The 18,951-nt window shown below is 56.2% G+C and carries 17 protein-coding genes and 1 tRNA gene; 13 read left to right on the forward strand and 5 right to left on the reverse strand.

Annotation, left to right across the window (positions count from 1 at the left end; all coding sequences use genetic code 11):
• The first annotated feature begins 25 nt into the window (after positions 1 to 25).
• From ligA to ABIK48_01955, 3 genes are read left to right on the forward strand one after another with little or no spacing between them, the layout of a single operon-like run.
• On the forward strand, positions 26 to 2,023 hold the full coding sequence (ligA, locus tag ABIK48_01945; GenBank protein MEO0020919.1) for an NAD-dependent DNA ligase LigA: 1,998 nt from the start codon (positions 26 to 28) through the stop codon (positions 2,021 to 2,023).
• Positions 2,024 to 4,099 carry an ATP-dependent DNA helicase RecG gene (recG, locus tag ABIK48_01950; GenBank protein MEO0020920.1) on the forward strand — a complete coding sequence of 692 codons (2,076 nt, stop codon included), beginning with the start codon at positions 2,024 to 2,026 and terminating at the stop codon, positions 4,097 to 4,099.
• 9 nt (positions 4,100 to 4,108) lie between these two features.
• Positions 4,109 to 5,086 carry a DUF4837 family protein gene (locus ABIK48_01955; protein ID MEO0020921.1) on the forward strand — a complete coding sequence of 326 codons (978 nt, stop codon included), beginning with the start codon at positions 4,109 to 4,111 and terminating at the stop codon, positions 5,084 to 5,086.
• Position 5,087: 1 nt separating this feature from the next.
• Here the strand turns inward: ABIK48_01955 and ABIK48_01960 are convergent, their stop codons facing one another.
• Together ABIK48_01960 and ABIK48_01965 are read right to left on the reverse strand one after the other, a co-directional pair.
• Positions 5,088 to 6,206: an N-acetyltransferase gene (locus tag ABIK48_01960; protein ID MEO0020922.1), complete on the reverse strand. Its 1,119-nt coding sequence runs from the start codon at positions 6,204 to 6,206 to the stop codon at positions 5,088 to 5,090.
• Complete coding sequence (locus ABIK48_01965; protein MEO0020923.1) at positions 6,203 to 7,390, reverse strand: pyridoxal phosphate-dependent aminotransferase family protein; 1,188 nt, start codon at positions 7,388 to 7,390, stop codon at positions 6,203 to 6,205. Before ABIK48_01965 ends, ABIK48_01960 begins: the two co-directional genes overlap by 4 nt.
• Positions 7,391 to 7,505: 115 nt before the next feature.
• Between ABIK48_01965 and proS the strand changes: the two genes are divergently transcribed.
• Positions 7,506 to 8,945 (forward strand): proline--tRNA ligase, encoded by a 1,440-nt coding sequence (proS, locus tag ABIK48_01970; GenBank protein MEO0020924.1) that lies wholly within the window; start codon positions 7,506 to 7,508, stop codon positions 8,943 to 8,945.
• Between the two features lie 19 nt (positions 8,946 to 8,964).
• Here proS and ABIK48_01975 read toward each other — a convergent pair whose 3' ends face one another.
• On the reverse strand, positions 8,965 to 10,635 hold the full coding sequence (locus tag ABIK48_01975) for a helix-hairpin-helix domain-containing protein (GenBank protein ID MEO0020925.1): 1,671 nt from the start codon (positions 10,633 to 10,635) through the stop codon (positions 8,965 to 8,967).
• Between the two features lie 103 nt (positions 10,636 to 10,738).
• Between ABIK48_01975 and ABIK48_01980 the strand changes: the two genes are divergently transcribed.
• Positions 10,739 to 12,346, forward strand: a complete 1,608-nt coding sequence (locus ABIK48_01980; protein ID MEO0020926.1) for a T9SS type A sorting domain-containing protein — start codon at positions 10,739 to 10,741, stop codon at positions 12,344 to 12,346.
• A 21-nt stretch (positions 12,347 to 12,367) separates the two neighbouring features.
• Here ABIK48_01980 and ABIK48_01985 read toward each other — a convergent pair whose 3' ends face one another.
• Both ABIK48_01985 and ABIK48_01990 read right to left on the reverse strand, forming a co-directional pair.
• Positions 12,368 to 12,580, reverse strand: coding sequence for a hypothetical protein (locus ABIK48_01985; protein ID MEO0020927.1), 213 nt, complete (start codon positions 12,578 to 12,580; stop codon positions 12,368 to 12,370).
• Positions 12,581 to 12,609: 29 nt separating this feature from the next.
• Positions 12,610 to 12,683, reverse strand: a tRNA-Met gene (locus ABIK48_01990).
• A gap of 170 nt (positions 12,684 to 12,853) precedes the next feature.
• Between ABIK48_01990 and ABIK48_01995 the strand changes: the two genes are divergently transcribed.
• The 8 genes from ABIK48_01995 to secY are packed head-to-tail and all read left to right on the forward strand — an operon-like array spanning position 12,854 to position 18,947.
• Positions 12,854 to 13,711, forward strand: coding sequence for a sulfide/dihydroorotate dehydrogenase-like FAD/NAD-binding protein (locus ABIK48_01995; protein ID MEO0020928.1), 858 nt, complete (start codon positions 12,854 to 12,856; stop codon positions 13,709 to 13,711).
• A complete protein-coding gene (gene gltA / locus ABIK48_02000) occupies positions 13,712 to 15,109 on the forward strand; it encodes an NADPH-dependent glutamate synthase (GenBank protein ID MEO0020929.1) in 1,398 nt (465 codons plus the stop codon). It abuts the gene before it with no gap.
• A gap of 20 nt (positions 15,110 to 15,129) precedes the next feature.
• Positions 15,130 to 16,077 (forward strand): D-alanine--D-alanine ligase, encoded by a 948-nt coding sequence (locus ABIK48_02005; GenBank protein ID MEO0020930.1) that lies wholly within the window; start codon positions 15,130 to 15,132, stop codon positions 16,075 to 16,077.
• A gap of 53 nt (positions 16,078 to 16,130) precedes the next feature.
• On the forward strand, positions 16,131 to 16,478 hold the full coding sequence (rplR, locus tag ABIK48_02010) for a 50S ribosomal protein L18 (protein ID MEO0020931.1): 348 nt from the start codon (positions 16,131 to 16,133) through the stop codon (positions 16,476 to 16,478).
• A complete protein-coding gene (gene rpsE / locus ABIK48_02015) occupies positions 16,475 to 17,032 on the forward strand; it encodes a 30S ribosomal protein S5 (GenBank protein ID MEO0020932.1) in 558 nt (185 codons plus the stop codon). Before rplR ends, rpsE begins: the two co-directional genes overlap by 4 nt.
• Complete coding sequence (gene rpmD, locus ABIK48_02020) at positions 17,004 to 17,183, forward strand: 50S ribosomal protein L30 (protein ID MEO0020933.1); 180 nt, start codon at positions 17,004 to 17,006, stop codon at positions 17,181 to 17,183. Before rpsE ends, rpmD begins: the two co-directional genes overlap by 29 nt.
• Positions 17,180 to 17,641, forward strand: a complete 462-nt coding sequence (rplO, locus tag ABIK48_02025) for a 50S ribosomal protein L15 (protein MEO0020934.1) — start codon at positions 17,180 to 17,182, stop codon at positions 17,639 to 17,641. The genes rpmD and rplO overlap by 4 nt, the downstream gene beginning before the upstream one ends.
• 1 nt (position 17,642) lies before the next feature.
• Positions 17,643 to 18,947 carry a preprotein translocase subunit SecY gene (gene secY / locus ABIK48_02030; protein ID MEO0020935.1) on the forward strand — a complete coding sequence of 435 codons (1,305 nt, stop codon included), beginning with the start codon at positions 17,643 to 17,645 and terminating at the stop codon, positions 18,945 to 18,947.
• The last annotated feature ends 4 nt before the right edge of the window (positions 18,948 to 18,951 follow it).

Below are 18,951 nucleotides of genomic sequence, written 5' to 3' on the forward strand. Positions count from 1 at the left end.
GATGAATTTTCGCAAGAATTAAATGATGACCAGAGAGCAGGCAAGACAGGAGATTGAACGGCTGCGCCGGGAGATTGAGGAGCACAATTACCGGTATTATGTGCTTGCCCAGCCCGTGATCTCCGACTATGAGTATGATCAGCTGGTAAAACGGCTCGAGGAGCTGGAGCGGCAGTTTCCCGAGTTTGTCACGCCGGATTCACCGACTCAGCGGGTCGGCGGTGAACCGCTCAAGGAGTTTGCCACCGTCGCCCACGAGATCCCGATGCTATCGCTGGATAACACCTATAATTACGACGAGCTCCGGGAGTTTGACCACCGGGTGCGCAAGGTTGTGCCCAGACCGGTCTATCTCGTCCAGCAGAAGATTGACGGCGTGGCGGTGGCGCTGCGCTATGAGAACTTCCGGTTTGTGCTCGGCGCCACCCGGGGCGACGGCCTGCACGGTGATGACATCACCCAGAACCTGCGCACGATCAATACCATTCCGCTCCGGCTGCGCCAGGAGCGGGCGGGTTTTGAGCGGTTTGAGGTCCGGGGTGAGGTGTATCTGCCGCGCCAGGAGTTTGTCCGGCTGAATGAGGAGCGGGAGGATGAGGGACAGCCGGTGTTTGCCAATCCGCGCAATGCCGCTGCCGGGACGCTCAAGCTTCTGGACCCGCGTGAGGTGAAGAAGCGGAAGCTGGAGTGCTTTATCCATACCGTGCCCCGTCCGCCGAAGGGTTATGAGCGGGATTCGGAGACGCTCCGGATGCTGAAGGAGCTGGGTTTCCGGATCACACCGCCATCGGTGCTGTTTGACAGTATTGAGGGGGTGATTGAGTTCTGCCGGAAATGGGAAGGGGAACGGCACAGCCTGCCCTATGATGTGGACGGAATGGTGATCAAGCTCGACCGGTATGCGGACCGGGAGGAGCTGGGCACAACCGAGAAGAGCCCGCGCTGGGCGGTGGCGTTCAAGTATCCGCCCGAGGAGAAGGAGACGCGGGTGAAGCGGATTTTTGTCAATGTCGGCCGGCTGGGTACAGTGACGCCGGTTGCCGAGCTGGAGCCGGTTTTTCTTTCCGGCACGACCGTTACCCATGCCACTCTGCACAATATGGATGAGGTGGAGCGGCTGGATGTGCGCGAGGGTGATATTGTGGTCGTGCACAAGGCGGGAGAGATCATCCCTCAGATTCTGCGGGTGGTGAAGGAGAAGCGGCCCCCGGGAACGAAGAAGTTCCGGATGCCGGAGCGCTGTCCGGTCTGCAACACCAAGCTGTTCAAGGAGGCGGATGAGGTTGCTTGGCGCTGTGTCAACGCCTCCTGCCCGGCACAGCTGGTGGCGCGGCTGATCCATTTCGGCTCCCGGCAGGCGCTGGATATTGAGGGGCTGGGCGAGAAGCTGGCACAGCAGCTGGTTGGAACCGGGCTGGTCCGGAATTTTGCGGATCTCTATGAGCTGAATGAGGAGCAGCTGGTCAGGCTGGAACGGATGGGCAGGAAGTCGGCAGCCAATCTGCTGGCAGCACTGGAGCGGTCCAAGTCTAGACCCTTCTCCCGGGTGCTTTACGGGCTGGGAATCCGGCACATCGGCATTCATGCGGCACGGCTGCTGGCTCAGCATTTCGGCTCAATTGACCGGCTGATGCGGGCAAAGGAGGAGGAGATCGCCCAGGTGCCGGGCATCGGACCGGCAGTTGCCCAGTCGCTGAAAAACTTCTTTGCCGACCGGGAGAATGTGGAGCTGATCAGCCGGCTGAAGCGGGCCGGTCTGCAGCTGGCAGAAAAGAGCGCTGCCGGACCGAAGCCGCTGGCGGGTAAGAAGTTTGTGCTCACCGGCACACTGGAACATTTCACCCGGGAGGCGGCTACTGAAAAGATTCTCGCCCTGGGCGGCACAGTATCCTCATCGGTCTCCAGAAATACCGACTATGTGGTGGTCGGACGGGATCCCGGTTCCAAGCTGGATAAAGCCCGGCAGCTGGGAGTGAAGACGATCGACGAGTCGGAGTTTCTGCGACTCCTCGGGGAGCGGTAGTTGACCCGACCGGAAAAGGGACTCGCAACACCGGTTCAGTATCTCAAGGGGATCGGGCCTAAGCGGGCGGCACTGCTGGAACGGCTCGGAGTCGTTACCGTGCGCGACCTGCTGTTTCTGGTGCCGCGGCGGTATCTGGACCGTTCGCAGGTGCTCCCGATCAGCGAACTGCGGGTCGGAGATGAGGCGACGGTGCTTGCCCGGGTTATGGCGGTTTCTGCCCGGAAGACCAGAAACGGACGGGAGCTGGTCAGCTGTCTGGTCCAGGACCAAAGTGATGTGATTGAGGTGCTGTGGTTCAACCGGCCGGATCTGAAAAACCGGTTCAAGCCCGGACAGGAGATTCTGATCTCGGGCCGGGTGACCCGGTTCCAGCATAAACAGTTTGTCAATCCCAGTTTTGAGCTCAGTGAGACGGGCGGTTTTTCCTTTGCCCATGCGATCATCCCGGTCTACCCGCTGACCGCGGGACTTTCACTCTGGGTTATCCGCAGGGCGCTGCGTACCGCCCTGGACCTTTACGGAGGTGACCTGCAGGAGACACTGTTACCGGAGATCATCCGGCAGTACCGGTTTATGGAAATTAAACCGGCGCTCGAGGCAGTTCATTTTCCGAAGAGTCTCGTGGTGGCACAGCGGGCACGGGAGCGGCTGATTTATGATGAGCTTTTCTTTTTCCAGCTGCTTTTGGCACTCCGGCGCCGGGCAGCAAAAGGGGTGGAGAAACCAGCACCGGTGATTGAGAAGGGAAATCTGACGCGCCGTTTTCTTGCCAGTCTGAAATTCCGGCTGACCCGGGCACAGGAGCGGGTGATTGATGAGATCCGTCAGGATCTGGCACAGAAGCGGTGCATGAACCGGCTGCTGCAGGGGGATGTTGGATCGGGAAAGACCGTGGTCGCCCTTTACGCCCTGCTCATCGCCTGTGAGAACGGACTTCAGGGGGCGCTGATGGCACCGACCGAAATTCTTGCCGAACAGCACTATCATAACTACGCACCGGTACTGCAGGAGCTGGGGGTCAGGTGCGCCCTGCTCACCGGTTCCACCAAAAGCAGCGAACGGGCAGAAATCCTTTCCGGACTGGAGCAGGGCACGGTGCAGATTGTTTTTGGTACCCACGCGCTGATTGAGGAGGGGGTGCGGTTTGAGCGGCTCGGGCTGGTGGTAGTGGATGAACAGCACCGGTTCGGGGTGATGCAGCGGGCAGCACTGCTGAACAAGGGGCTTAATCCTGATTTTCTGGTAATGACCGCAACCCCGATCCCCCGGACATTGACCCTGACCGTCTACGGTGATCTGGATCTGTCGGTTCTGGATGAGAAGCCGCCGGGCAGAATGCCGGTCATTACCCGGCTGGTGACCGAACGGCAGCGGGAACGGGTTTATGAAGGGTTGAGGCGCCGGCTGGCGCTCGGCGAGCAGGTGTTTGTTGTCTGTCCGGTGATTGAGGAGAGTGAACGGCTGGAGCTGACTTCGGCGGTTGAGACCTACGAGCGCATGCGGCAGGTTTTCAGTCAGTTCCGCATCGGTCTTGTTCACGGCCGGCTCCGGGCAGAGGAGCGCCGGCGGCTGATGGAGCGGTTCCGGCACGGTGAGCTGGACATTCTGGTGGCGACACCGGTGATTGAGGTTGGAGTTGATATTCCGAATGCAACGGTGATGCTTATTGAGCATCCGGAGCGGTTCGGGCTGGCACAGCTGCATCAGCTGCGGGGCAGAATCGGCCGGGGTGACCGGCAGGCATTCTGCATTCTGATTGCTGGTGATGAGGAGCTGGCAGAGGCAAGTGAGCGGCTGCGCTATTTCGTTGCAACTACCGACGGGTTCAAACTGGCGGAAAAGGATCTGGAGCTGCGGGGTCCGGGAGAGATTTTCGGTACCCGTCAGCATGGACTGCCGGATCTGCGGGTCGCAGATATTTTCCGGGACCGGGAGATTCTGCTCCGGGCAAGAAGAGACGCATTCCGGCTGGTGGAGGCTGATCCGGAACTCGAGGCTCCAGAGCATAAGCGGCTGAAAGCTACACTCCTGGAGCGGTTCGGTGATCGCGCCGGGCTGCTACGGGTGGGTTAGGAGGCAGAGATGAGATTTTTGCGCAGGTTTCAGCAAGGCGGGGTGGGGCTGGCAGTTCTGGTCCTCTGTCTGTGCACCGGTTCCCTGCCCAAATCTATCGGCAGATTGCAGGAGGTGACGATTATTACCGACTACTGGAACCTGGTGAGTGGTCAGGTGAAGGCAGTTCTGGAACAGCCTGTCTTTACCCCTCAGCCCGAGCCGGAGTTTCTGCTGCGGGTCGGCGGATTTGACCGTTTCCCAAGTTATTCCCGGATGCGGATCGTTTTTCTGATCGGCACCGTCCGGGATTCAATCATCCGAGGTGTGCTGGGTGGCCGTGCCGATTCGCTCGGTGAGGAAGGCTTCGGGTTGTTCAAGTTCCCCAATGCCTGGGTAGATAATCAGCAGGTGCTTCTGTTTGTTGCCCGGGACACAGAACGGCTGATTGAGGGACTGCGGGTTTACGGAGCACGACTCTATCGCACGGTTACCGAGATGGTGCTGGAGCAGATGACCGCCGCCACCTATTTCCGGGGCAGGGATGATGGGGCAGGCCGGCAGCTGGCACGGTTCGGTTTCAGTCTGGATGTGCCGAAAGAGTGGCTGATTCAGGATAAGGACAGTGCGGAGCGGTTTATTTACATTCACGGTCATTTCCCGGACCGGAGTGTATTCGTCCACTGGCAGGATACCGTTTTTCCACTGGTGTCCGATTCTGTTCTTCAGCTGCGGGACCGGCTGACCGCAAAGTTCTACGATGGTGATTATGTGGACCGGAATGCGGTGCGGGCTGAGAGTATTGAATTTCTGGGTGTTCCCTGCCTCCGGATTCGGGGGGTGTGGCAGAATCAGAAACAGGTAATTGGCGGACCGTTTGTGCTCTATGCGTTTAATTATCAGGAGCGGTTTTTCCTCCTCGACGGGATGGTGTTCAATCCGGGAGAGAAAAAGGTAAGCAGTCTGTTTCAGGTAGAGGCAATCATCAGGACTTTTCTGCCCCGATGAGTCAGAGTTGACTCTGGTAGACCCGGTAGGTGCGATACAGCCTGCCGCCCCACATCAGGATCGGGCGGATGATTGAGTAGTTGTCTTCCAGAATCCAGGAGACCTCTCCTTCGGTATAGCCGAGCCGTTTTGCTCCCATGAATGACTCATAGTAGAGCAGGGAGTCAAATCCGAGATTGTGGAATTTCCGCTTTACCCCCAGCGCCCAGAGCCGGGCACGGGTGATGCGGTTTTTGTAGAGCAGAAATTTCAGCCAGCCGAAGGGAAAGAGTCTGCCCTTGAGCCGGTTGAGCACCTGGTTGTAATCGGGCAGGGCGATGCACATGCCCGCCGGTTCCCCCTGATAGAAGACAAGCGGGCAGATGGCGGGCTGGATGATGGGTTTCAGCTGCCGGGCAAGGTCGTCAATCTCCTCATCGGTCATCGGTGCAAAGTCCCAGTTCTGGGACCAGGAGTCGTTGTAAATCTCCTTGATGTATTTCAGATCGGTCTTCAGGTCCTGCAGATTCACCGGCCGGACCGAAAGACCGGGTTTGTTTTTCAGCGCATTAAGAACACGCTGCAGCTTTTCCGGAATCGGCTGGTCAAGCGGAACCGCATAGGCATACAGATCTTTAACTTTGGTAAACCCGCAGGCTTCAATGAGCACCGGATAATAGGAGGGGTTGTAGCTCATCTTGATGTAGGGCATGCCATCAAACGGTTCGATCAGCAGCCCGGCTTCGTCATTCAGACTCGGATTTGCCGGGCCGTAGATCAGTTTCATTCCTGCCTGACGCAGATACTCCCGCACCGCCTGGAAAAGTGCCTGGGCAGTTTCAATGCTGTTTTCACATTCAAAGAATCCGAAGAAGCCGATTGCGGTCTGGTGATACTCGTTGTAATTACGGTCAACCGTGGCGCAGATCCTGCCGGCAGGCTGGCCTTTGCGTTCGGCAAGAAACAGCCGGCGCTCGGCATGGGACCAGAACGGATTCTGACCCGGTGTCAGGGTGCGTTTGACATCACTGAGCAGAGGCGGGACCCAGTAGGGGTCGTTACGGTAAAGCGCAAATGGCAGGCGCACAAAACGGTTAAGCTCAGCTGCGGTTGTTACCGGACGGACGGTCAGTCCGCTCAAGGAATCAGCCCCTCTTTTTTCCCGACCTTTTCAAAAATCTCCAGTGCCTGAGTGATGTCTTCGTCGGTGTGGGTTGCCATATAACTGGTCCGGATGAGGGAGCGGTTGGGCGGGACAGCAGGGGGCAGGACCGGATTGGCAAAGATGCCGGCATCAAAAAGTTTGCGCCAGAAAAGCAGGGTTTTCATGTCATCGCCGATATGGATCGGGATGATCGGGGTTGCGGTGGTGCCGATGTTGTAGCCCATGGAACGCAGTCCTGCCATCATTCTGCGGGCATTACGCCAGAGCTGAGTGCGCCGTTCCGGCTCCGATTTGATAATCTTCAGGGCGGCGAGCACAGTGGCAACTGCGGTGGGGGGTATGGCGGCAGAGAAGATCAGCGGCCGTGCCTGATGGCGGATAAAGGTAATTACTTTGTGCTCACCAACTACATAACCGCCGATCGTGGCGAATGACTTGGAAAATGTGCCCATGATCAGGTCAACCTTATCTTCCACCCCGAAATGTTCAGCGGTGCCCCGGCCGTGCCGGCCCAGGACACCGACCGCATGGGCGTCATCCACCATCAGCCGGCAGTGGTATTTCTGCATCAGCGGCACAATCCGGTCAAGCGGTGCAATGTCACCCTCCATTGAGAACACGCCGTCAACGATTACCAGCTTACCCGCATCCCGGGGCAGATCTTTGAGCAGGGTTTCCAGCGATTCCGGGTCATTGTGGGTAAAGCGCTTGATCTGGCCATAGGACATCTGACAGCCGTCAACAATCGATGCATGGTCCAGTTTGTCGGTGATCGCAATGTCCCCGCGCCGGACCAGTGCGGAAACTACGCCCAGATTGGTCTGATAACCGGTGGAAAAGACAATGCAGTCTTCTTTTTTGTAGAAACCGGCTAGTTCCGATTCCAGCTGGACATGAAGATCGAGCGTGCCGTTAAGGAACCGGGAGCCGGTGCAGCCGGTGCCGTATTTTCTGATTGCATCAATTGCTGCCTGCTTGACCCGCGGATCGGTTGTCAGCCCGAGATAATTGTTGGAACCGAGCATGATCAGCTCCTTGCCGTTGATGGTAACCCGGCGGTCCGGCTCGGAATTCAGGGGAATAAAGTAAGGATAGTATCCTGCCCGCTTTGCCCGGTCAACGATCGGATAATATTCACTGCATTTGGCAAATAAATCCATCGGGTTGATTTTAAGCTGTTGCTTGGATATGTCAAGCAAGATGCCAGTTTCGGGTTATTTCTGTCCTTCCGCGAGTCATACTTGACTGATTTCGAGAGCTGATTAATATTGCCCTATGAAGGATGAAGGTCAGGTAAGAGAAATTCCGGCAAAGAGCGGTAATTTTTCCGAGTGGTATACCGCAGTGGTGCTGAAGGCGGAACTTGCCGATTACGCACCGGTCCGGGGCTGTATGGTGATCCGGCCCTATGGCTATGCGCTGTGGGAAAACATGCAGGCACGGCTGGATGCCCGGTTTAAAGCCACCGGACATGTCAATGCCTATTTTCCAACTCTGATTCCCGAAAGTTTTCTTAAAAAAGAGGCGGAGCATGTGAAGGGGTTTTCGCCCCAGGTCGCCTGGGTAACGAGAGGCGGGGATTCGGATCTGACCGAACCGCTGGCGCTCCGCCCCACGAGTGAGGCGATTATCAACTACATGTACGCCCGCTGGGTCAGAAGTTATCGGGACCTGCCGGTGCTGATCAACCAGTGGTGCAACATCTTCCGCTGGGAAAAGACTACCCGGCTGTTTCTGCGCACCCTGGAGTTTCTCTGGCAGGAGGGGCATACGCTGCACCGGACTCAGGAGGAGGCACAGGAGGAGACACTGCGGATATTAAACATCTATGTTGATTTTGTGGAGAATGACCTGGCGGTACCGGTAATTGCCGGGCAGAAGCCGGAAAGTGAGAAGTTCCCAGGTGCCCTGGCGACCTATTCCATTGAGGCGCTGATGCCGGACGGTCAGGCACTCCAGGCCGGAACCTCGCATAATCTCGGCCAGAACTTCACCCGGGCTTTTGATATCCGTTATCTGGATGAGGATAATACCGAGAAGTATCCCTGGGGGACATCTTGGGGTGTTTCCAGCCGCCTGATCGGCGCGGTGATCATGACCCATGGTGATGACAAGGGGCTCTTTCTGCCGCCCCGAGTGGCACCGGTCCAGGTGGTAATCGTGCCGATCCTCTATGGCAAGGAGGATGAGGCGGTCTTAAGCCAGTGCCGGAAGGTCCGGGAAATGCTTTCGCTATTCCGGGTAAAACTTGACGACCGGCTTCAGTATACCGCCGGCTGGAAGTTCAATGAGTATGAGATGCGCGGAGTGCCGCTGCGGATTGAGGTCGGTCCCCGCGATGTGAAGAACGGTCAGGTGGTACTCGTGCCCCGGGATGGCAGTGGTAAACTGGCGGTCAGTCTGGAACGGCTGCCGGACGAGACCGGAAAACTGCTGGACCAGATTCAGCGGAATATGCTGGAACGGGCACGGCGGTGGGTGATGAGTGTTACCACCAGTGCGGCGACGATTGATGAGTTCAAGCATAACCTTGCGGCGAAGCCGGGGTTTGTCAAGGTCCACTGGTGCGGTGCCCCGGAGTGTGAAAACCGGCTGATCGATGAGACCAAGACCACGCCGCGCAATATGCCCTTGAATGAGCAGGACAGCGTAGGGAAATGCATCATCTGCGGCAAGGAGACGAGGATCCTGATTTATTACGCCCGGACATATTAGCCAATTTTGATTCCTTTCTCTACCGTACAGTAATCAGGTTCTTGATCTGCTCAAACTTCTTGGGTCCTATGCCCCGGACATTCATGATCTCCTCCACCGATTTGAATTTGCCGTGGGTCTGACGGTATTCAATGATGCGCTGGGCGGTTTTGGGTCCGATGCCCGGCAGTTGACAGAGCAGTTCCAGATCAGCGGTGTTGATGTTGATTAAGCCGGTTTTGGGTTTTTGTGTCCGCAGGGCCTGAAGGGCGGTTGCCGGATAAAGGCGGGGCGGCGGGCAGGTGATGATTGAGCCTTTTTCCGAGGCATATCTGAGCCAGAAATCGGTCAGGTTTTCGGTCAGGGTTTTGCCTTTTTCCGTCAGCCCGGACATTTCCAGCCAGGTTTCGGTCGTGATCAGTTTGTAATCTCCTCTTTTTCTGTCTCTGAGCCTGATACCGGCGACATCGGCAAGGGTGCGGAGCTGGCTGGTGTCCCCCAGTACAAAGAGATCGGCACCGGCAACTGCAGGAGCAGGCAGATTTTCATTGATACCGGCGGGTTTGAGGATCTGATTGAGCAGACTCTCCGGCAGGGTGAGCATTTTCAGTTTTTCCTGATAAGGGACTGCATTGAATAAATCCCGACGGGTGAGCGGAGCGGAAGGAAGTCCGGCTTCAGTTGCCGAGAGCGGCAGAATGACCAGATCCGCATTATATTTCTGACGCAGAGCTTCGGCAATGGCAAGCGCGAGCTGAAGGCGTCCGGATTCATCCGGAAAGAACTCGTTGGTGGAATAGGCGGCGGTGGTATCATATCGGTTAAGGATAAACTGTTTGAGCTGGGGAACGGTTTCGGTTCCGGGCTGAACATTGAGAAGCTGGGCTTCAATCGCATACACCCGGCGCTCCGTCTTGTGAAAGAGAATATCGGCAATCCCAAGCCGCTGGCCGTAGACGCCGCCGCTGACAATAGCCGCCTTGCCGGAACGGGGTAGCTGGCTTTCCAGCTGCTGTTCCCCCCGGCAGATTACTAGATCAATTCCCGGCAGACTTTCGGTGATGATCCGTCCCTGTTCAGCTGTAATATGACCGAGGACGATCACGATTTCTGCCGATTCAGCCTTTACTGCTGGAAGCAGACGCCGTGCCTGATAGAGCGGTTCATCAATGACCATCCCCGGAATTCTTTCCGGGGCGTTAAGCAGTGTGATTTCCGGATCAGACAGACCGATAATACCCACTTTGACCCCGCGGACATCCTTGACCAGATAGGGTCGGAAGAGGGGTGTCTGCCGGTTGAGTAAAATGTTGAGTATGGGGTCGGCAAGAATCGGGAAACCGGCAGAACGGGCAAGCAGTTCAATGTTCACCAGTCCGTCCCTGAAGTCGCGGGCACCGAGTACCGCCGCATCATAGCCGAGACGGTTCATAAAGAAGGTCATTACCCTGCCCTGGGAGCTGTCACCTTCTGGTGAACCGAAGGCAAAGTCGCCGTTATCCAGCAGCAGGGTTGCGGGTGTTTTCTGCTCCTGAATCAGGTGGATCAGTCCGGTGATGCCGCCCAGCTGACGGCGGGGGGTGCCGGGTGAGGCAAAGTCAGGGGTCGGCAGCAGCTGGGCATGCAGGTCTGAGGTCCAGATCACCCGCACGACGGTAAAATCGGATTTGCCGGCAGATGGGGCAAGCAGTAAAAGCCAGAACAGGGGCATGGTTCTAAATAGTGCCCTAATTTTCTGGTAATTTCAAGCAGTTCCCGCCGGTTGACAGATTCTTAAATCACCCTTATACTGTTAGTGTCAACAGGAGGAAGCCATGACCCGCATCCTTTTCTGGGGTTTGATATTTTTCTGTGGTTATGTTTTGGCTGCCGATGTCGGGGTGGTGGCAATCACCGGACCGGCGGAGCCCAGAGTTCAACCCGGACAGGAAATAGTCCTGGCGGCAATTATCAGGAATTTCGATTCCCAGCCGGCTGGCGGGTATGCAGTTGTCTTTCAGGTTGATTCTAGCGGGCAGATGATTTATGAGGAGACAGCAACTCCGGATTCACTGCCACCGGGTGGAGAAAGGACGGTATCGTCACCGAGAGTCTGGGTGCCGCAACCGGTGTTGTGGTCCGGCTATACGCTGAGAGTTTACACAAGGCATCCTGGTGATTCGTTTCCCGGCAATGACACCTTGGAGATGAGGGTGCTGTTTACCAGTGATACGGTCCGGGCGTTTTTTTCGGAGCTGGGAGTTCCGGTAATAGATGGCAATATTGAACCGGAAGAATGGTCTTGGGCGGGGTTTATGAGTTCAGCAAACTTCGCCCGCCGCGGTAACTCCTCAATTCAGCATCAGTCCTATGCTTGGTATATGAGCGGCGATAGTTTCCTCTATGCGGCATTTTCTCTGCCTGAGATCTCCACCCGTTCACCTGCCGACGAAATCTGTCTGTTCATTGACGAGAATAACAACAGCCGGTGGGAACCGGACTCTTCAGAGGGTAATTATCAGATAGTTATTGACAGCGGTGGTGTGGACCGGGTGTATTACTATCCATGGACATCATCGGGCCCCTCATTAGTGCCGCTGCCGGTTCCCGGTGCCCTTGCCGCCTCCTCGGTCAGTTCCGGAAACCTGCAGTTTGAATGCCGGATTCCGTTCGGCAGTGAACGCTGGCAGTTGAACCTCCATCCTGATGCCGATACCTGCAGGCTGTTTTTCTTCCAGAAAGATGCAGGAGAGTTTCACGGCTGGTGGCCGATGGTGGTTGATGACACCACCGGCTGGCAGGACCCGGCATTCTACGGCAAACTTCTACTCACTCCACTCCAGAGCGATTTCGGCTGGCGCCGGATCATTTCTCCTGCCGGCATAGTTGATACCAATATCTTTGTGCTGCCGAGGGCGGAGCTGGCAGGTTTTGGCAGCGGCGGCAGGGTGAGGGTCTGGTTTTATATTTACACTCCAGATAGTGCCCGGGTTTATGCTGATTCGGAGGAGGTGTTTTTCTCTGCTGGAGGGGGCGCGATAATCGTGGATTTTGACAGCTTTTATGTAAACAACCGCACCGGCATCTGGGGTACCAAGTGTTCCCTTTACTCCCGCTACGATATCAATTCCCAGAACGATGTCCGCACTGGTTATTTTATCGTCAGCGGTCAGGGGGTGGCAGAAGACCGGAATTGGGGAGATAATACCGGGCTGGCGGTATTCCCGCAGGTCGTCAGTGAGCGGGTACGGGTGCGGAATGCGGAGGCAGGCAATTTTCTTCTTTATGATGCAACCGGGCGCCTCCGGCTTGAACAGTCACTGCGTCAATCATCAGCAGGGGAGGTTGATGTTGATCTACAAAGCCTTGAACCCGGAATATACTTTATCCGGTTGCCGGGCAGCAGAAGTGTGGTACGAAAACTGCTGTTCGTCCGGAAGTAAAATTCGGTAATAGGCTGTTTTTTACTGTCCCAGCGACCGGCCGAGATAATAAGGCCAGATAACGAGGGCGAGCACACCCTTCCAGAAAAATGGCAGCTGGAGATAGCCGATGGTAAACAGCCATCCGATAAACCAGACCGGTCCCATAATGTCCGGACCGCGCCATTTGTGGACTATTTTCATTTTACCCCCATTCTTACAATCGGTTTCCTGCGCTCTGTTTTCTTCCGGCATCAAACCTCCTCTGAATTCAAAAAAGAAAGTAGCGGGGGCTGGATTCGAACCAGCGACCTTGAGGTTATGAGCCTCACGAGCTACCAGGCTGCTCCACCCCGCAGTTAATACAATATCATAACAAGGTTCTACCGGCTGTCAATATTTGTTTAGGCAATCTGAAAAGTTGACTTTTCTTAAAATTACGGTATAATACCTGATTGTATTTACCAGGTCCGAATAAGAACAGTTGAAAATGTAGAGCTTATTTTTATTAAGTAAAATGGAGGCAGAATGGTTAAGATATTGAAAAAAAGTATACTTGCACCTGGTGTTAAACGCCTGGAGCTGGATGCACCCGAAATTGCCCGTAAAGCCCTGCCCGGGCAGTTTGTAGTTTTGCGAATTCACGAGGAGGGGGAGCGGATTCCGCTGACAATCGCTGATGCCCGACCTGATGAAGGGGTACTGGTAATTGTATTTCAGGAGGTGGGTAAATCAACCATGCTCTTGGGGACGCTGAATGATGGGGATGGCATAATGGATCTTATCGGTCCGCTGGGCAGGCCGACTGAAATTGAGCGGTTCGGGACGGTGGTGTGTGTTGGTGGCGGGGTTGGCACACCGGAAATTTATCCGGTTGCCCGGGCACTGCGTCAGGCAAACAACAGGGTGATTGGAATTATCGGTTTCCGGAATCGGGAGCTGATTCTGATGGAGGAGGAGATGCGGCGGGTGGTTGATGAACTTATTGTGTGTACTGATGACGGCTCGAATGGCAATAAGGGGCTGGTCACCGATATGCTTCAGCAGGTAATTGATCGGGGGGAGAAGATCGACCGGTGTTTCGCCGTCGGTCCGGTAATTATGATGAAGATGGTTTCCCTGTTGACGAAGAAGTATGGTATTCCGACGATCGTGAGTCTGAATCCGATCATGCTCGATGCGACCGGGATGTGCGGGGTGTGCCGGGTGGAGGTTGATGGACAGACCAAATTTGCCTGTGTGGATGGTCCGGAGTTTGACGGTCACAAGGTGAACTTTGACCTGCTGATGGCGCGTTTGAAAACTTATGTAAACGAGGAGCGGCAGGCGGTGGAGCTGTTCCGGCAGGCACAAACCGGCTGCGGCTGCGGCCGAAGGGGGGCATAAATGGCAAAAATCAGTCCCAAGCGCACACCGATGAAGGAGCAGGCACCTGAGGTGCGCCGGCACAACTTTGATGAGGTTCCGTTCGGTTATACTCCGGAAGAGGCAAAGGTCGAGGCGCAGCGCTGTCTCCGGTGCAAAAAACCCGGCTGTGTTGAGGGGTGTCCGGTGCAGGTAGATATTCCCGGTTTTATCCGGCATATTGCCGAAGGCAACTTTCTTGAGGCAATGAAGGTGATGAAGCGGACCAATGTCCTGCCGGCGATCTGCGGTCGCGTCTGTCCGCAGGAGACGCAGTGTGAGGGCGCCTGTGTCCTGGGAAAAAAGATGGAGCCAGTGGCGATCGGTAATCTGGAACGGTTCATTGCGGACTGGGAGGCAACCCAGCCGGAGTGTGTGATGTGCGAAATTCAGCCCGCAACCGGCAAGAAGGTGGCGGTAATCGGTTCCGGGCCGGCCGGATTGACTCTTGCCGGAGATATGCGGAAACTGGGGCATGAAGTAACAATTTTTGAAGCACTGCACAAGCCAGGCGGGGTATTGATGTACGGGATCCCGGAATTCCGTCTGCCCAAGGCAATTGTTGAGCGGGAGGTGAACTTTGTCCGTTCTATGGGGGTGAGGCTGGAGCTCAATTATGTGGTGGGTAAACTGAAGACCGTGGATGAGCTGCTTGAGGAGTTTGATGCCGTATTTATCGGTACCGGCGCCGGACTGCCACTGTTCATGAATATTCCGGGCGAGAACTATCTCGGAGTTTATTCGGCAAATGAGTATCTTACCAGGTCCAATCTGATGAAGGCATATCTGTTTCCCCAATACGATACTCCGATTGTCAAAGGTAAGAATGTGGCAGTAGTTGGCGGCGGTAATGTGGCGATGGATGCCGCCCGGACTGCGCTGCGTCTGGGAGCACAGCGGTCCATCCTGATTTACCGGCGGTCCAGGGATGAGATGCCGGCGCGGGCAGCAGAAATTCATCATGCCGAGGAAGAAGGGGTGGAGTTTCAGCTTTTGACCAATCCGGTGCGTTATATTGCCGATGAGAATGGCTGGGTCCGGGAGGTGGAATGTATCCGGATGGAACTGGGGGAGCCGGATGCATCTGGCAGACGCCGTCCAGTGCCCGTGCCGGGAAGTGAGTTCCGTATCCCGGTGGATACCGTGGTGATTGCAATCGGTAACAGCCCGAATCCGCTGATTCCTCAGACAACACCAGGTCTGGAGGTTTCGAAGCGGGGGACGATCGTGGTGGATCCAGATACCGGCAGGACCTCAAAGCGGGGCGTGTTTGCTGGAGGGGACATTGTGACCGGTGCGGCAACCGTAATTCTGGCGATGGGTGCGGGCAGAATTGCCGCCCGCTCCATGGATGAGTATCTGCGGACCGGCCGATGGTGAGCCGGGAAAGGGGTGAAAGAATGAGTAGAAGCGATATCGTCCGCCGCCTGCGCAAACGCCGGATCGGTGTCCTGATGGGCGGCTGGTCGAGCGAACGGGAGGTTTCACTCCTTTCGGGCCAGCGGGTGCTGGAGTCGCTAAGGCGGCAGGGTTATCAGGCGGTCGGGATCGATATCAATCGCAGTTTTGTCGATCAAATCCGCCAGGCAAAGATTGATATGGCATTCATCGCCCTGCACGGCAAACCGGGCGAGGATGGGACAATGCAGGGATTTCTGGAACTGATGGGAATACCGTATACCGGTTCCGGTGTGACCGCATCAGCGATTGCAATCGACAAGGTGTTCACCAAGATGATCTTCCGGCAGACCGGAATCCCGACTCCGGATTTTGTGGCGGTTGGTGCAGATGATGATGTGGCTGAAGGTCTGGCTGAAGCGGAGAAGCGGTTTGGTTACCCGATGATTGTCAAACCGCGGTGCGAGGGGTCGAGCGTCGGAATTGAACTGCTTGAGGGCCGGAGGGGAGCACTGGATCACTGCGAACGGGTCTGGCGCGGGTTTGGTGATCTGCTGATCGAGCCTTTTGTCCGGGGGGTGATTGCTACAGTGGGAATTCTCGGGCAGGAGGTGCTGCCGATTCTGGAGCTGGTGCCCAAGAGCCATGAATACTACAGCTATGAAGCCAAATATACACGCGGAGAGACTGAGTTCATCATTCCGGCCCGGCTGGACAGCCGAACCGAAAAGAAGGTCAAGGAGCTGGCGCTCAAGGCGCATAACAGCTTGGGTTGCAAGGGGTTTTCCCGGCTGGATCTGATTATCAAAGACAGCCGGTATCCTTATTTTCTTGAGATCAACACAATTCCCGGGCTGACTGATCTTTCGGACCTGCCGGCTCAGGCTGAGCACGCCGGAATTTCCTATGACGAGCTGATCTTCCGGATTCTGGCCGATGCGCTGGTTTGATGCCGTTATGTGTTTTCTTGACAGGGGAAAATTAGTGAATAGTATTGAAAGCTATGATTCGTGATCGCAGGTTAAAACGGCATCTGAGTATCCGACACCGGATCAGCGGAACCCCGGAGCGGCCGCGGCTGTGTGTGTTCCGCAGTAACAAGCATATTTACGCCCAGCTGATTGATGACACGACCAGCCGGGTGCTGACGACAGCCTCTACGCTCGCACCCGAGTTGAGAGATAAGAAACTCAAGCCGGTTGAGGTTTCTGCCGAGGTGGGCAAGCTGCTTGCTCAGAAGGCGCAGGCGCTCGGGGTGAAAAAGGTGGTGTTTGACCGTGCCGGTTATCGCTATCACGGCCGGGTGAAGGCACTGGCAGAAGGTGCCCGGCAAGGAGGGCTGGAATTTTGAGAGACATTACCACTGTTGATACCGAAACGGTTCAGCCTGAACCGGAACTGATTGAGCGGGTAATCAATATCAAGCGTATTTCCAAGGTGATGAAGGGCGGCAAGCGGATGCGGATTTCAGCAACGGTTGTGGTCGGCGATGGCAAGGGGCAGGTCGGGGTCGGCCATGGGAAGGCGGTTGAAGTAGCGGCGGCAGTGCGTAAGGCGGCGGTGCAGGCGCAGAAACAGATGGTGAAAATTGGCTTCCGGGGGCATACGATTCCTCACGAAACTTGGGGAAAGTTCGGTGCCAGCAAAGTGCTGGTCAAGCCGGCAGCGCCGGGAACTGGCCTGATCGCCTGTCCGCAGGTGCGGGCGGTGCTTGAGGCGGCGGGTTTAAGCGATGCCCTGAGCAAGGCATTCGGTTCCCGGAACCACTATAATACCGCCAAGGCGACCATTCTGGCACTGCAGAAACTGCGGACGATTGACATGACCGCTCAGGCACGCAACAAGCCGATCCGTCATTTTGTGGAAAGAAGGCAGGATGAAAAGGTTGAAAGTCCGGCTGGTTAAGAGCTTGATTGACGAGAAGGAAGAGCACAAGCGCACCGCCCGGGCGCTCGGTCTGCGCCGGGTCGGGGCGGAACGGGAGCATGAGGATACTCCGGTGATCCGCGGGATGATATTCCAGATCAGGCATCTGGTGGAAGTGGAGGAACTGTGAAGTTAAGTGAGCTGAAACCGGCACCAGGGGCAAAAAGGCGCAAGAAAAGGGTAGGTTGCGGTCCGGGCTCGGGGCATGGCAAGACCTCCTGCCGGGGGCATAAGGGTGCAGGCCAGCATTCGGCTCCGGAGTTTGATGCCCGGTTTGAAGGCGGACAGATGCCCTTCTACCGTCGAATTCCGAAGCGCGGTTTCCAGAATCCGACCCGGGTGGAATACAGCGTGGTTAATCTGGATGATCTGGCTGAACTGGGTGCGGATAATGTTACGATTGAACTGCTTCTGGAGCGGAAACTGGTGCGGCGCGGCATGCCGGTAAAGGTGCTCGGCCGGGGGGGGATCAGCCGTCCGATTACAGTAACTGCCCACGCCTTTTCTGAATCAGCAAGGCAGAAGATTGAGGCTGCCGGGGGTAAGGCGGTTCTGCTGCAACCGCAAGGGACCGAGGAAGGAAAGTAAATTGACCGGCGGTGTAACTGGCGTCTTCAAAATTCCCGATCTGCGGAAAAAGATTCTCTTTACGCTGGCAATGGTGGTGGTATACCGTCTGGGTACCCATATCCCGGTTCCCGGAATTAATGCCCAGGCGCTCGGCTGGGTTCTCTCCCAGCTGCAGGGCACGGTCTTCGGACTTTACGATATCTTTGTTGGCGGTGCTTTGTCTCGGGCATCAGTGTTTGCCCTCGGGGTGATGCCCTACATTTCGGCGTCAATCGTATTTCAGCTCCTCGGTTCGGTCTTCCCGTTTCTGGAGAAGTTACAGCGGGATGAAGAGGGAAGAAAGAAACTCAATCAGTATACCCGCTATGCCACGGTCGGTCTGGCGATCATTCAGGCCGCAAGCATTGCGGTCTATCTTGAGTCTCAGCCGCCGACCGAGTTCGGGCCGATTGTGCTTCAGCCCGGGCTGTTTTTCCGGCTGATGACGATCTTTACCCTGACCGCTGGGACGATTTTTGTGATGTGGCTCGGCGAGCAGATTACCGACCGGGGTATCGGCAACGGCATCTCCTTCATCATTCTCATCGGCTGTCTTGACAGTACGCCTCAGGATTTTGCCCGGACCTTCCAGCAGGCGCGGATCAGCTCCTGGCTCTGGCTGCTGATCGTTGCGGCGCTGGTGTTTGTGGTCTATGCGGCGGTTGTGCTGATGACGATGGCGATCCGTAAGATTCCGGTTCAGTATCCGAAGCGGATTGTCGGCCGGCGGATGTACGGAGGTCAGAGTACCCACATCCCGCTCCGGCTGATCACCGCGGGCGTGATTCCGATCATCTTTGCCCAGAGCCTGATTGTCTTTCCTTCGACCTTTGCCACATTTTTGAAACTGCCCTTCCTTGAGTGGCTGCAGCGTTATCTTTCACCGGGCGGCTGGCTCTACAATCTGCTGTATGCGGTGTTGATAGTTTTCTTCACCTACTTTTACACCTCGATCGTGTTCAATCCGCGTGATTTGGCCGATAACATGCAGCGCTACGGCGGTTTCATTCCCGGAATCCGGCCCGGGGAAAAGACCGCTGCCTATATTGACCGCAGCCTGTCGCTGCTGACCCTGCCCGGGGCACTGTTTCTGGTGGTGATTGCCCTCCTGCCCTGGCTGCTGATGAGTGCCTTCCGCGTGCCGTTCTACTTCGGGGGCACCACGCTTTTGATTATCGTCGGCGTGGCACTTGATACCCTCCAGCAGATTGAAGCCCATCTGGTGATGCGGCACTACGAAGGGCTGGTCAAGGGTGGCAAGTTTCTGGGCCGGCGCTTCGGATAATTTC

The organism is candidate division WOR-3 bacterium, from assembly GCA_039801085.1.
GTDB lineage: Bacteria > Hydrothermota > Tepidihabitantia > Tepidihabitantales > Tepidihabitantaceae > JAOABP01.